Origin of the sequence: Streptomyces sp. NPDC056161 (genome assembly GCF_042268025.1) — a bacterium.
Lineage (GTDB): Bacteria > Actinomycetota > Actinomycetes > Streptomycetales > Streptomycetaceae > Streptomyces.
The window spans coordinates 54,541-70,193 of sequence record NZ_JBHJUV010000048.1 but is presented as its reverse complement, the minus strand read 5'-3'; the positions used below and the strand labels follow the sequence as shown (position 1 = coordinate 70,193).

4 protein-coding genes are annotated in these 15,653 nt (G+C 68.4%); all 4 read left to right on the top strand.

Annotation, left to right across the window (positions count from 1 at the left end):
• Positions 1-714: 714 nt before the first annotated feature.
• The 4 genes from ACFC09_RS34335 to ACFC09_RS34320 all read left to right on the top strand — a co-directional run bounded on the left by ACFC09_RS34335 (position 715) and on the right by ACFC09_RS34320 (position 15,335).
• Complete coding sequence (locus ACFC09_RS34335) at positions 715-6,573, top strand: DEAD/DEAH box helicase (RefSeq protein ID WP_376534834.1); 5,859 nt, start codon at positions 715-717, stop codon at positions 6,571-6,573.
• Positions 6,574-6,584: 11 nt separating this feature from the next.
• Positions 6,585-8,852, top strand: coding sequence for a hypothetical protein (locus tag ACFC09_RS34330; protein WP_376534832.1), 2,268 nt, complete (start codon positions 6,585-6,587; stop codon positions 8,850-8,852).
• Positions 8,853-8,860: 8 nt separating this feature from the next.
• Positions 8,861-14,689, top strand: coding sequence for a hypothetical protein (locus ACFC09_RS34325; protein ID WP_376534830.1), 5,829 nt, complete (start codon positions 8,861-8,863; stop codon positions 14,687-14,689).
• Positions 14,690-15,134: 445 nt separating this feature from the next.
• Positions 15,135-15,335, top strand: coding sequence for a hypothetical protein (locus tag ACFC09_RS34320; protein ID WP_376534828.1), 201 nt, complete (start codon positions 15,135-15,137; stop codon positions 15,333-15,335).
• The last annotated feature ends 318 nt before the right edge of the window (positions 15,336-15,653 follow it).

Here is a 15,653-nt window from a genome sequence, read left to right as displayed (position 1 = left end):
AGGTCCTTGCCGATGCCCTCGAAGGTGTGGCTCGGATCCGACAGGTACAGCGCGACAGCGTCCGCCTTGAACTCGGGCGAGTAGACCTTCATCACCATAAAAGATGCCTCCTACCCGGCCCCTGGCGGGGCCGGGCTCAGAGGTGTCCACCCCTCGGGGACAGGTCCCAACCACGAAGCTACGGCGAGCGGCGCCCGTCGCTCGGCTAGATCAGTACCCTTCACACGCACGAGTGATGCCGCATCGATAGCACCACTGCGGCCTGCATGACTGCTGGTGGACTACCTCCTTGGTCAGCGGACGGGGGCCCGAAGACCTTGACACCCTTTCAGTCGGTCTCTGCGGGCCCCCAAGGGGGCCTGCTGACCGCCATAGCGCCAGGCAATCTATATCTGTTGGGTACCGTTGCGTCCCCGGCTCTACTTCTGAACGAGGTCGTGGACGGCCCGTTGAGGGTCGGTTTTGACGGTCTGCCCGCCGAGGCCTGCGACCAGCAGACCGGGCTGAACGTGCCAGCGGGCGAAGTCGTTGCCTTGGCGAGCTCCAGCGCCAACTACTGAACTCGCCTCCCCTCCTCTTAGCGGAGGGGAGGCGGCATCCCAACCATGTTGGGAAGGACTGGCGAATCACTGGTCGACCGGGCATAAATGTGATCGACTTAACTCTCACCCAAGGCTAGGGGGACGCTGGGTGTCGGATGCGATGGTTCACCGGTTGGCCGAGCTGCTGCGAGATCGCGGTGCGATGGACTCGGAGGCCCTGTTGCGGGCTGTCGGTGAGTTCTGGCCCGGGGTGAGCCGCCAGCGTCTGGCCCAGTTGGTTCGCCATGCCGAGGGTCTGGGAGCCGTGAGAACTCTTCACGGGGTAGTTGAGGCATGTGTGGTGGCTGATGTCGCGGACGCGGAAGAGGGGGACCAGCGAAGGCCAGGGGCGCTTCGAGCGGTGGTGCTGGATGTCGAGGCTGCGGTCCGGGCGAGTGCCCAACACCCGGGTGGGGAGAGGCGGATCTATCAGCTCGGTGCTGTGAGGCTGTCCGCCGATGCGGGATGGGTGGATGAGGCGCCGGAGTTCGAGGGTTGGCTGCGGCTGCCGGACCAGGAGTGGGAGGCGCTGATCCGCGGTCGGGAGGCCGCCGCTCGGTACCGGCAAGATGCCCGGGCTGCCGAGGACGTGTTGGGCGACTTCCGGGAGTGGCTTGGCGACGTGGACGTGCTGGTGGCTTTCAACGGCACGGTTGCGGACTTCAGGTGGCTCGACGCCGAGTGCTCACGGACGGGGCTTCCCGCCGTCGACGGGGTGCTACCGGTTGACGCTCTGTACCTGGCGCAGGCGGTGTGGCCGTGGTTGGACTCCTATCGGCTGGGAGACGTGGCTGTGGCCGCGGGAGCGTCAGTGCAGGCCGCGCGGTTGCATGATGCTCTGGTCGATGCCCGGGTGACAGCACTGGTGGTGAGGGGGGCCGCACGGGAGACGGCCGACTGGCCGGATCCGTGGTGGCGGCTGGTGGCTTCCGTCGGAGCAGGATCCGCTGCGTGGGCGCTGGTGGCGTCGCTGACGGATCGGAAGCCCGGCGGGACCGTGGACGACGAGAGCGTCGCGGAGTTGCTGGCTGAGGCACTGTGTGAGTGGGGCGAGCCTGTCCGCTCGCCGGAGGGGGAGAGCCCGGGCCTGGCTGCTCTTCCCCTTCCGGCTCAACTGCTGGGCCCTGAAGGGCGGGTGGATCCGCATCAGCTCGCGCTGGCCGTCGCGGCGGGCAGGGAGGTGGAGTGGCGCCCGGCGCAGCAGGATATGGCGAGATGGCTTGGCGGGCAGATCGACGCCGGGCGCGACGGGTTGTGCGAGGCGCCAACGGGGACGGGTAAGAGCCTGGCGGTACTGGCGGTGGCTTTGGACTGGCTGGCGGCCGGCCCCGGCCGGCGGGTGGTCGTCTCGACGTTCACCCGCCAGTTGCAGGGGCAGTTGGCGGGGGATGTGGTTGCCCTGGCGCGGGTGGTGCCAGGTTTGGCTTCGCTCGCCGACGTGGTCAAAGGCCAGCGCAACCGCGTGTCGTTGCGGGCCTTGGTGGCCGCGCTGGTGGATGCGGCCGAGGCAGCTGGCGGGGGTCGAGTTCGGCGGAGCCATTTCGTCGGCAACGTGGTTTTCCGTGAGGTGCTGGTGTGGTTCGTGCGCCGTTTGGCGACCGCGCGGGGGCGTGCTCAGGTGTGGTCGGCTCGTAGCGTGGACGTCCAGGATCTGCCGGCGTTCGTGGTCGAGTATGTACAGGCCGCGTCCAGCGGGGTGCTGCCGCTGTGGCTGGCGAGCGTTAGCCAGGAGGCGGAGGACTACCGCCGTGGTTCGGGTTCGCCGCTCGCCCCGTGGACGGACTCGGTGGGTGAGGCTGTCGCGGGCCATCGACTAGTGATCGCGAACCATGCGCTTCTCCAGGTGCAGGCCGGCGCGTTCGACCATTCGACCTTGCTCGTAGCCGATGAGGCGCACGCGCTGGAGCAAGCAGTGACCGTGGCGTCGACAGCGCAGGTCGACATCCGTGTGGTGGAGAACCTCTTCGCGGACGCAGAGCGATGGGTACGGGATTTCCGGCGTGCCGACCCCTCGGAGTTCTCGAAGCTGTTGCGGGAAGGGCAACGACTGCTGGAGACCGAAGCGATGCCGCGCGCGGCGCAAGGGGTGTTCGATGCGGTGGGCGGCGAACCGGGGCGCCGGGTGGCGACGTTGGCGAGTCCGTACGGGGGGCTGGTCACGGTGGTCGGTGCGCGTCAGCTATTGGAGCGTCTTGAGCGGTTGGGCGGCTGGGCTCAGGCGGCGGGCCGGGAACTGGCGCGGCTGACGGGTCTGCCGGAGGTGCGGCAGGCGCCGTGGTGGGAGCGTGAACGCGCCGCGCTGCTCGTGGCACGTGTCGGGCTGCTGGCGCAGGAATCCGCGACGGTGGTAGCAGACGCCCGCGATGTGCTCGGGCAGTCTCCGGATCCGGTGATCGTCGCAGATGACGACGATGCGGATGACGGCGAGGACCTGGAGTGGGACGAAGAGCCGCCGGAGGGTGCGCAGGATCTGGTGGAGGAACCGTTGCAACAGGCTCTTCCTGGGTTGACGGCAGCAGTTGCGAACCGGGTGGTTTTCGCAAGTGAGGGCGGGGAGGTGACCGCCGCGGTGGCCGCGCGCCGGTACCACTTCTCCGTGTCCTCCGCTCCCATCGAGCTGAGTGCGGATCCACAGTGGCGTCGGGTCCGCAACAGCTTCGGCCGAATTCTGTATGTGTCGGCGACGCTACGGGTCGCGGGGTCCTGGGTGTTCGTCCGGCAGCGCCTGGGGTTGGGCACTGAGGTGGACGCGTGCGCGCTACCGAGTCCGTTCGACGCTTCGCGGCAGGCCAGGTTGTTGTGTTTCGCGGACTTTCCCAGTTGGGCCGAGCATCCGCAGGCCGCCTACCGCACGGTCGCGCACCAACTGGCGGGATATGCACGTGAGGTCATCCGTGAACGACATGGGGCGTTTGAGAACGGCGCGCTGGTGCTGACGACGTCCACGTCGGCTGCGGAGGCAGTCTCGGAGCGGCTGTTGGAGCAACTTGCTGTGGATGGGGCTTCGCTGCCGGTGGCGGTGGCGCCGTTGCTGGGCAATGCACGTGCAGCGAGGGAGTTCCGCGACCTGGGTGGCTTCTGCGTGGCCACACGCGGGATGTGGCAGGGGGTCGACTTCCCGGCGCGTCGGCTGGGATTGGTATGGATCAACAAGTTGCCGTTCGCGCCCTTCGCGGACCCGGTGATTGCCGCTCGACGCGCGGCGGCCGCAGAGCGGGCGAGGGCTGCCGGGGCGGCCGACCCCGAGGCGGCCGCGACGCGTGAGTACTACCTGCCGCTGGCGGCGATGGACCTGCGCCAGGCGGTGGGACGGCTGCTGCGCTCGGTCGACCACCGTGGCGTCGTGGTGATCAGTGACCGCAAGCTCGCCGGCGCGACCGCCTTGCGCCGAGCTTACCGCCAGGTCTTCCTGGAGTCGCTGGACCCTGGACTGCTCACGGCCGATCCGCTCACAGGCGAGGCTGCCGGCGGGAACGTCGTGACGATGGCGCAGGGCTGGGAGACGATCTGGCGTTTTCTGGCCGAGCAGGGCCATCTCGCCGAGACGCGCGCCCGTGAGTTGTGCACACCGCGAGCGCTGGAGGAGCACACAGTGCTGCCCGCCACGCTCAGGATCCGCCAGGCGCAGCTCAGCGTCCAGGAAGTGGCACGGGCCCGCGAGGACGGGATGCTTGCCGCGTTGCTGGTCGAGCGGTGCGAGACGGTCGCCGGATACCTGCGCTTCCGAGACGGCCCGCTGGCGTTGAAAGCCGAGCAACGGGCCGTGGTCCGCGCGGTGGGCGAGAACCGGGACGTGCTCGCGTTGCTGCCCACGGGGTTCGGGAAGTCGTACACCTTTCAGTTGCCGGCCTTGGTCCTCCCGGGGGTGACCGTGGTGGTCTCGCCGTTGGTGGCGCTGATGGCCGACCAGGCGCTGGAGCTATCGTCGGCGGTCGGGGGCGCGGTGCGGGCGCTGGTCGGTCCCATGGCGGAGTCGAACAGCCGCGGAGGGAAGACCGAGGTCGCCGAGCAGCTCCGCGGAACCGGCCAGCACGGCATCAAGCTGGTGTACGTATCACCGGAACGGCTCGCGGACCGCCGCTTCGCAGATCTGCTGCGAGAGGCCGCCCGCACCGGCGTGCTCGAGCGGGTCGCGGTGGACGAGGCACATACGTTCGTGCAGTGGGGCGACGACTTCCGTCCGAGTTTCCGCCGGGTGGAGGTGTTGCTCAGCGAGTTGCGAGGACGGTTCGGAGTGCGGGTGACGGCGGTGACAGCGACGGCGAACCGGCAGGTGCGAGCCGGGCTTCGGCAGGGTCTGTTCGGTCTGGACGGAGCCGCAGCGGACGATGAGGCTCTGACGACGGTGCAGGCATCGCCGCTCCGTCCCGAGCTTGCGGTTTACCGGCGGGCGATGCGGGCTGGCGGTCCGCAGGCAATCGCTGGGCTCGCTGAGCGGGTCGCCGAGGCGTGCGAGGACCATGCGATCTTCTATTGCCTGACAGTGAAGGAGGTCGAGGCCCTCTACGCCCATCTGCGAGAGTTCGCCGTCCAGGGAGGTCAGCGCGTGCGGCGTTTCCACGGGCGGCTCTCAGAGGCGGAAAAGGCCGCGGTGCTGACGGAGTTCCGGGAGGCGCCGGGCCCCGGCGAGGACGGGTTCGCGCCGCTGTTGATCGTCGCGACGAGCGCGTTCGGGCTGGGGGTGAACCGGCGTGATATCCGCTGTGTGTTCGTGGTGTCGCCACCCACAGACCTTTCAGCCCTCTACCAGCAACTCGGCCGCGCGGGCCGGGATCAGGCCGGGCGGGCGCAGGGCGAGGTCGACGCGCCGTCGGCCGGCCTGGCGCTGGGCACGGGCCGTGGGCTGCGGACCGTGGCCTGGCTGGCGGCGCAGGGCCTCTCCTCCGACATCCTGCGCAGGGTGGGTCACTCGGTGCTGAGAGCTGGTGCGTCCGGGATCCTTGACGCGGAGACGGTGGCAGCCAACTGCATGGCTGCCGACCTCCAGGAGGGGCTGCTCCCCGCCCAGCAAGCACAGCAGGCCGCGGTGTGGGACACGTACCGCACCTCCGTGGTGCGGGCGCTGGCGGTCCTTGCCTCGCTGGACGTGGTCACCGACCTTGGGGATTTCCCCGAGCGCGTACGGATCACGCCGATACCGGGCGCCCGGCCGCCTTTCGACCCTGAGTGGGGTCCGGCTGCGGTCGTCGTCGGTGCGCTCGCCGAACGGCGCCCCGGAACCCACCAGGTGACCGACGTGTACGCACTCCTCCGTGACAGCGGCACGGCACCGGCGGTGTCCGATCCCGCTGCCACATGGACCACGCTGGCCGCTCTACATGACTTGGGTGTGGTCGACGTCTCTCAGGCAGGCAACCGGCGCACCCTGACCGCGATGCGGGTGGCCGACGGCATGTCCTTGCCGGATGCCTTCGACGCCCGCATGCGTGCCGCCCGGGAGCGCGCCCGCCAGGATCTGGCCGATCTGCGCGACTGGTACGGCGCCACCGACTGTGCAACTGCGGCGTTCAATGTCTACTTCACTGACACCCCGCTCAGCGGGACGGGGCACGTGTGCGCGACTCCGGCGACCCGTTGCTCGGCCTGCTGGGCCACCGACGTTTCGGCCGAGACCACACCGCGGCTGCTGCGCGCCCTGAACACCCCGCGGCCACGGCCGGCGGTACACCGCGACAGCGAGCCGTACCGACGCGCGGCTGACCAGTGGATCTATGCCTTGCTCTGGGACAACTACCGAGGACTGGCACCGGCGATGATCCGCCGGGTGCTGCGTGGCGAAGAGACCTATCTGTCGCGCCGGGAGGGCGTCCGCAGGCCGCTGTGGCCGCGCCTGCTCTATCACCGTCTGCGCGGCGTGGACCCCGGGATCCGGTCCACGGACGTGACCGCTGCCCTGCAACGCCTCAACGCTACCGGCCACGTGCTGCCCACTGGGGACGGGGCCCTGTGGCGGCTCCGACGATACGCCGAGCGCACCCGGCAGGAGGCTTGAGCGTGCCACCCTTGACGGACTCGCCCGCGTGGGCCCCCTTCCACGACGAGCCGCTGTTCGTACCGGAACTGCTGCTCGGCGCGGACCAGATAGATGCCGCCCTCGCGGATCGCATGGGCCGCTATCTCCGCCAGGTCACAGTCGCGCGCGGCGGGGTCCTGCACCTCACCTGCGCTTGGAACGCGCTGCACTTCGGCTTCGACCTTGCTCTCGGCGCCTACCACTCGGCGCTCTTGGACCCGGAGTACTTCCATACGGTCCGAGCCGCTGTGGATCCGGACCGAGCCGCGATACCGGTCGGCGCGTTCATCCGCATCGAACGCGGCACACGCTGGCTGTGGGCCGAGGCCGTGGGCAAGTTCGGCACCTCCCAGGACTGTGACGACGACGGCTGGATTCCCGCCGCCCGGTCGGGCGACCGGGCCGGCTCCCTCCGCCCGGACGGCCTCTGGGGACGCGAGGAGACCTTGGTCGTAGATACCAGCGCCTTCGGCCCACCCTCCACGGTCGAGGTCAAGGAGATCGCCCGACTGCGCCGGTCCGGCCTCCTGGACGCACGAGGGCACATCGCGTCGACCGCTCTATACGCGACACCGGACCTTCCTCTACTCGACGACGCGGCCCTCTACCAGCGGTATCTGCTCACCGAAGCGCGGCCGCTGCTGGCCACCGGTCCGCTCGCCGGGCTCTTGGACGACTCCCACGACACGGACCTGCTGGCCCAGGCTCTGGCCGCGAGCTTCGACAGCGTCGGCGACTTGCTCCGCCGCTCACCTGGCCTGCGTACGTGGGGACCGTACGCCGTCGCCGAGGCTGACGCGGTCGGGCTGCCCGACTCCGCGATTGGCGAAGTCGTGCATCGGGTCCACCGGGCTCGCACCGGGCCCCCGCGGTACACCGCGACCTGGCCTTTGCTGCGCGCCGCCTGTGACGCGGCCGGAGCGGTGGACCTCACTGAGGGTCCGAACGCACTCGCCTCCCTGGCGATCGTCAACCTCGCCATCGCTGACCGCGCGACCGATCTGGCGGCGCAGGTTGACCTGCGTATCGACGACCTTTGGCAGCAAGGCGGCATTTGGCGCACCGAGCGGCCCCCGCTTCCCTGGTACATCTACGGCGCCGATCCGCTAGCACCGCTGGGGATCGGCCACCGCGAACACACCGGTTCCCTCCCCGCCACACCTCCGTCCCCACACGCGGCTCCAGTCCAAGAAGAGCCGACCGGAGAATCCTTGGCCTTGGCCTCGCCCGAGGGCATCGGGGCCCCTCTTCTGCCGGAGCAGGCCGGATCCGACGAACTCATGCCGATCATTGAGCACCTCGACGACAGCCTCGCCATCTACACCTGCTGCCTGCTGCCACGCCACATCGACCACGGCACGTTCCCATGGCCAGCGTTCCTCCGCGAGGGACTGGCGGACGTTCCCGTAGTCCTCGAACTCCATCACGACGGTGACACGGATGATTCTCAAGTTGTGCAGGAACTCGTCCTCAATGAAACGACGTTGTCCGGTGTGAGCTGGCCATGGTCTTTCTACCCAGGCATCAGACTGACCGTCACTGTGCCGCGTGGCGGTCGCCGTCTGCAGGCCGTCACGACCCCGTTGGACGAGCCGCTCCACTTCGGCAACAACGGCCCGTTCTTCTGGGCCTGCGACACCGGCGTACTACAGCGCCACCTCGACCTCACCCCGACCCCGCCCGAGCCGGAACGGCAGCCCCCGGCTCCCCGGCGGATGGCACACGTCGGCTACGCCCCAGCGGTTGACAGCCTGTGCCCCCTCATTGTGGCCGGGCTGCGTCGGCACGGCGCACCAGGCATGTTCGACACCCGCTCGATGCAGGGCCACCGGCTCAGCGCCGCGCTGTTCGGTCCCGGCTCCGTGTCACCCCGGCTGATGTGGACAGTGATTCACACCTGTGAGGAAATGGCCGCCCGAGGGCTCTTGGAGCGCGAGAGCGTCGCGGGCGAGCCGGACCTGTTCATTTGGTGGCCCGGTGACAAAGCAGCCACGACGCGGAACCGCCCGGTCACACTCACACAGCAAGTGCTGCGAAATCATGTAAGAGCACACTACGTACCGCCCGATCGCCGTAAGCTTCCCTCGGGCCAGCAGGCAAGTGATCATGCGCGGGCCGCCTACGCGCGATGGCGTATAGAGATGCTCGGTCCCGAAGCCGACACGACCCTGCCTCAGGGCTACACCTTTGTCCGCGGCCACCGTCGCGGCGCTGAACAGCCCCCTGCCTGGCACAACGACTTGACCGAATGCTCCTGAGGTTCACCATGACGCGACACGCATCAAACACATCTCAGATTCCTGAGCCTCCAGCCGACCTGGTCGAAAAGCTTCGCCAGGCCATCGAGCATCTGGGCAATCCCGTCGGGGACGTGCTCGCTGCGCTCGACGCCGTGGTCCTGCTCCAGTTGTTGCAACGCGTCCGCAACCGTGACCGCGTCGCGATGCTACAAAATCTGCGTGTGCCGTCCGCCAGGCTCAGCCCGCGGGCCGCCGAGCAGTGCCTGGCCACACTGCGTAAGCGCAACGCTGAGATGCAGCGGCGCGCTGCTGGCACAATCTCCCAGCCCACGCTCAAAGCCCTTGCCGACGCCCTTCACGACCATGAGTGCCACGGCGGTGACCAGCACCTCGATGATGCCGTCGCTGCGTTCTCCGAGTCCCGCCCGGAACTGATGCTGGCTGCCTTCTCAGCTCCCCTCTCCTCACCCGGCCATACCGCCCTCTTGCGCCACGCCCTGCAACGGTTCCCCATGCCAGCGTGGCCGAAGGAAGACGTGCAGAACGCCATCGACGCGTGCTCCGCCTTGGAGAGTGCCTGGCTTCTTCTCATGCCGCCCGCCCATAGCGTCCGCAGCACAGGGGCTGTGTCACCGCCTGCCGAGGACGCAGGGCTTACACCCGAACTGCCGTCTAACGGCCAGGATCCGCAGCCCGTCGACTGGAGTAGCCGCGCCGAGAATCTGGATTCGCTGCTCGTTTCAGCGAGATCCGCCCAAGCGCGCATCACCGCACACCTGGCCTCCGAGCAGGCGCCCGCCCACGATGACATCGTCATGCTCACCGCACTGCGGAGAGCCGCGCTGGCACTGCACGACGATCTCAGCGCTCAGGTCTCCGCGGTAGTGCCTCCGGATCCGGCCGATGTCCGGGCACTGTGCGCCGCTGCAAGAATTGTCGCGACCGAACATTCCGAACAGACCCGGAATCGTGCGGCGGTGCTGCGTGTGTCCGCGCTCCAGGGGCCTTCAGACAGCACGCCCCTGGAATCCGTCCGCGAGCAGGCACTGCGTCTACTCGACGCCCCTCCGGACGATACCGAGCATCTACGGCTGCTCGTCGCGCTGGCCGACGCCAACGCCAGCGACGACGACTCTGCCGTTGACGACCTTCTCGCCCTCCTCAAGGAAGCCCCGCAGGACGTCAACAGCGTCGCCGCGCTGATCCTGCGCGGAAAGGTGACCGCGCCGGCTGCCCTGGCGGGCGACATCTCAGAGGCGACAGCTAGCTCAGCGAGTCCTCAGGCGTCCCTGGCGTCCGCGGCTCCCGCCCCCGAACCCGACGCGGAGAGGTCTCCCGAGGGGCCGACCGAGCCTGTGACGGCTCCAGAGCCCGTAGCCGTTGCTCCGGCCTTGTCCGCCGTCGACCCCACGGTGCCCCCAGTGCAGGATTCGACGGACAGTGACGAGGCAGAGTTCCTCGCACCGACCGTCTCCCAGTCTGTGCCACCGCCGACTCCTTCCGCCGGCACAGCCCTGATCACGCGTCTGATCTCCGTAGGCGAACTCGCGCTCGCGAGCCATGCGGCACACGCCATGGGCAGTCTTTCCCTCCAACAGGCGCTGGAGACCATCCAACTGGCGCACTGCGTCCGTTCGGAAACAGGTCCGTGCGCCAGCGCAGTACGCGAGCGCATCGACTTGGAGAGCAGCCACCCGAGCGCGACCGGCCAGGACGAGCGCATGCTGCTGCTCGCCGCCGCGCTGCGAGCCGCTCTCCTTACCGCCGACCCCAACGCTGGTGAGTTGGTCAACGCTCTCGCCGACGCCTGCTCCAGCATGACGCACCTTCAGCAGTTGTGCCGTGCGGTGGGGACCGCCTCTGCGCGCGGTCAACTCACAGCAGCAGGAGGCCTCAATGTCCTTGAAAGCGTTGCTGAGGCCGACACGGAGGTCAGCCGGGCCTCGGAAGACGCCCGTCTGCACCTCACCGCACCGCGGCACCTTCACTTCCCTCGCGCGGAGATGATCGTCCGCGTGTGGTGGGACGCCGACGGCCTGATCGGCTCACTGGTCGCGGTAGCGGCAGACGACCGGCGCGACCGCATCGATCAGGTCGCCGCCCAGGCACGTGAGCTCACCCCCGGCGGACTGAGCAAGGCACTCAAAGACATCGATGACCGGCTTCGCGGCAAGGGCGCCGTCCTGCAAGGTGCCGCCCGTCGCCGCATCCTTCAGTACGCGGCGGAGTCTCTCGACATCGTCAGCACCTGGGTGCTGGCCACTCGCACGGCGGCCCGCAGCCCCGCGCTGAACAGCGTGCTCGCCAGTCTGCGCAACGACGTCCGAGCCCAGGCCGAAGACGCATGCACCGAGTTGCGCGCGCACGCCGACACGGTGTCCCAGCCTCTCAGCGCCGCCATCACCGAGACGGTTCTGGGAAGTGTACGGACCACGATCCGGCTACTGGACGGCGCCACACTGCCCGGGGCTGAACCGGCGCCGGACTACGCGCTCAACGCAGACCTGCTGCGCTGCTCCGGCCTTCCATTGACCAGGACACTGGAACCGGCGCGCGCGGTGACCCTGGACGACGTAGTACAGGCCCAGACTCGCACCTGGGCACAGGCAGCTCGCGAACAGGCGGCTGTCGGCAACTTCGCGGCGGCACGTGTCGCGGTGGAGGCGGCTGAGAGCGAGTCCGAGAAGGACGACAACTCCCTTCGGGATGCCGTCGAGCAGACCCGCGGCCATGCCCTGACCACGGCGCGCGCTGCCATCGACGAGGTCCGGGGACAAGTGGCGACCGCCACCCGGCAAGGCCGCCTTCCCGAACCAGGTCGCTCAGACATCACGACACGGGTCGAGGCTGCTGAAGCCGACCTGGCTGGCGACGACTTCAGCGCGGTGCACCGGCAGCTCAGTGCGGTCGCGGAGCTCATGCCCCGGTTGGCCGACCTGGCCAGAGCAGACCTTATGCAACGCGCCAAGGATGAGATCAACAACGCGCCCGGCGGTGTCCCCGACGACGTCATGACAAAGATCACCCAGCTCGTCGATGCAGGAGATCTGGCAACTGCGGAGGACTACTTGCTCACCGCGCTCGCCGGGGAACACCCGCCAACCTCGGCGCCCGAGAACGACCTCGAACGGTTCTTCCCCTCAGTCCCTGACAGCCTCTCTGAAGGCATCACTCCCACCCTCATCGACGCCATCGACAACGGTGGCATGCACGCCGGTCTGGACTTCTCTCAACTTCGCACGCGCGAGCGAAACACCACCACCGAGACGCTTCGTTCCTGGGCCCAGCTCCTCAAGAACTGGCGCACCCTCAAGAACGGTAACCACCTGCTCCGCGGCGCACTGCGCATCGCGGGCATCGAGTACGGCAGCGAACGCCCGGCCGGCCAGTACGCCCCCAACCGGAAGTGGATCGAGCTGACCGACGTCCAACTGCTCGGCGGATGCCGACTCCCGGCCTTCGGCTCGGAAGCGGGCGGCCGACTGCGCGTGCTCCTGACCCCCGACGTGTCGGACGTGACCACCCTGACCGCGTGGGCGGACCAGGACACCAGCACTCTGCCCATCCTCGTCGTCGTCCTGGGCACGCTGCCTGCCGACTCCCGACGTGAGCTTGCCCTGCAGACGGCCAAACAGCCCATGAAGCCCTTGTTGTGCCTGGACGCGGCGGCCCTGGCCTACTTGTCATCCAAAGCCAGCAACCGGTTCACCACTACGGAGCGCATCCTCGCACCGTTCGCGGCCACCAATCCCTACCGGCCCGACGCGAACGAGTCTGTACCCAGCGAGATGTTCTACGGGCGTCAGCAGGAGCTCAACGACATCACCTCCATGACCGGCGCCCAGCTCCTGTACGGAGGACGTCAGCTGGGCAAGTCGGCGCTCCTACGAGCCGCCGCACGACGTTTCGAGACGACGCCGAGTCACGTTGCTCTCTACATCCCGCTGCCCACCACTCTCGGGCTCGGCCAGAAGACCGACGAACTGTGGGACATGATCGGCCGCGAACTCGACCGCAAGAACGTCGTCCCGACCCGGCAGGCCCGGCGTGGTACCGCGCAACAGCGTGTCACTGCCGCCATCACCACCTGGCTCGACGAAGACTCCGCCCGCCGTCTCCTCGTGCTTTTCGACGAGTGCGACATCTTCTTCGACGCCGAAGCCCAGGAGAACTTCCCCCAGACGACCCGCCTGCGTGAACTCATGAGCACCACCAACCGCAGATTCAAACCCGTCTTCGCCGGCCTCCACCAGGTGCAGCGCTTCTCCGGTCTGCCCAACCAGCCGCTCTACGACGCCCATTTCGGTAAGCCCGTCGTTATCGGGCCGCTGGCACCCGCACCGGCCTTCCGGCTCGTCCGGCAACCCCTGGAAGCCCTGGGGATCCGCATCTCCGACGAGCTTGTCCACCGGATCCTCGCCTACTGCAACTACCATCCCAAGCTGCTACAACTCGCCGGGCAGGCGCTCGTGCGGGCGTCCCTCAACACGCGCGTGGGCACGCCGCCTGTTCCCGGCACACCACCGTGGTGTATCGACAATGCTGTCCTCGAACGCGTCATCGGTTCTCAGGACCTCACCGACCGTACACGCAATACCATCAACCTGACCCTCGAACTAGATCCCCGCTACAAGCTCATTGCGCTCGTCGTAGCCCTCGAGGCCCATGCAGGTGGCATCGACCGCCGGATTACCACCCGGGCGCTGAGTAGGGCATGCGACGACTGGTGGCCGCAGGGGTTCACCGGCCAGGGCCCCGACGAGTTCCGCGCGCTGCTGGAGGAGATGGTCGGCCTGGGCATTCTGGCCAGCGATCCGCAGGGATGGAGGCTGCGCTCGTCCAACGTCCTACGCCTCCTTGGCAACCAGCACGCCATTGAGGAGGCACTGGAGAACCACGACACCTCCAAGCCGCTGACCAAGCTGACCGCCACCCAGGCACGGCGACCCATTGCTGCCGACAACCGCATCAGCCCGCTCACCGAACAGCAGCTTGCCCGCCTCACCACCCCGGGAAACGAGCTGCGGATCGTGATCGGCAGTGCCGCCACCGGCCTGGGCACCGTCACCGCCGTGCTGGAGGACCAGCAGAAGAGAGCCCCTTCCAAACTGGACCCCATCGTCTGCTCCACGTCACCGTCCCATTACAAGGAGCTGCTCAGCACAGGCAAGCCCGGTCCACTGCACCGCATCGTGGTGGTGAAGCTCAGCCGCTTCAACGACATCGACAAGGCCAGGGCCAGCCTCCGACAGGCAGAGACGATCCAGCCGCCCGCAGGCGTCACCCGGACAGTCGTCGCCCTCGCCGACGCCTGCAAGGCCGAGCACGTCGCCCTAGCTGCGGAATTCGATCCCGACAACGCTCTGATCCCATTGCGCCGGGTCACTCTCGATGGAATCAGCAGTTGGGCTACCGACGTGGAGGCGCTCGCGCCCTTCGCAGAGACGGAAGCCCGCAACCAGCTCATGGACGCCACAGGGGGCTGGCCGATCCTCTTGGACGCAGCACTCGTACAGGCTCGTCAGGGCCGCCGCGTTCTCACAATCTGCAAGACAATCCATGAGGGAGTCAGCTCCGGAGGACTCGGCACCAACCTCCTGGATGGCCTCGGCCTCACGGAGTCCCCTGACATGCGCACACTCCTGACTGACCTGGCCGCCCTCGACGAACCCCTCCCATGGGACGACCTTGTGGAACTCCTCCAGGACTCCCACTCCGCGCCGCAAACGGCCCTGGAGAAGCTGCGCATGCTCGACGTGCTCGCCGAGGACGAAGAGCAGCTCTACCTGCTGGACCCAGTAGTCCGCCGAGCATGGCCAGCGCAGTGGCACGGCGAGAGTCCCTCGCCTGTATGAGCCTGCGCCTGTACCACCGTCAAGTGTTGGGTCGTCACTGACGACACGAAGGCATCCCTCGTTCGACGGTGAAGTACTGGCACGGGTATTGGTCGGAGATGGCTTGATCAGGCACGGTGAGGGTCGACTCGGGGGCACGGTCATTGTTGCCCTTGACCCGACGTACTGACTGGGGTAGCCACGCCTGGCCTGATGTGCGTGTCCTACAGGCGTAGAGCCAGGAGGTGAATTTGGGGAGTGGGGAGGGCGACGCTACGGATGGGGGTCGGCTGCCGCGTCCCGCTTCAGGCGGCCCCTGCCCGGGAATCGCTCGGTACATGTCACGCTCGAATGCGGCGACGCCCCTCCTGACCTGCGCTGTACCAAAGTGCCAACTAACCTTCTGATTCCGTACCTCGGTTGCGGAACCCTAGTTGGCATCAGCCCAGGACACGAAGATTGCGTAGTGCCAACTATCGATCCTGGTCACAACCCGGGCGAGCGCGCCGGAGGCGGCGACCCCGGCGGAGGCGGCGACCGCGCAGAGGGCGGCGACGGCACGGACCTCGACCGCTCGGAGGCGTCGGCCGCAGTGGAGGCGTCGGCGGAGGTCCCGGCGACGGGTTCGGGACCGGCCCCGGGGGAGTCGGGGCGTGCCGAGCGGTGACACCGGCCGCGAACAGGGCATGCCGGACCGGTGGGTTGCCGCGCGGGCGCGCTCGGCGCCGTGGACGCGGACGGCACGGCCGGGTGCGGCGGAGCCGCGCACACCGTTCTCGCCGCTCCCGGCATTCCGAAGCCCAGGTCCAACCCCCGGCCGCCCGGCGCACAGCCCCCGGCTGCCGGCGCACAGCACCGCGCCACCCGGGCCGCCTAGTTCGGACCCGGCGTGGTACTCGTCACCACCTGCTCGCCCTGCGCGGACGCGACCGGCCCCCCGCTAGCGGACCTGCGGGCGGCCCGGACCGGCCGCGAGGCAGCTGCC

What these genes read in the sequence shown, in the direction of transcription:
- ACFC09_RS34325 (WP_376534830.1), top strand. Translation starts at nt 8,861, where the DNA reads ATGACGCGACACGCATCAAACACATCTCAGATTCCTGAGCCTCCAGCC.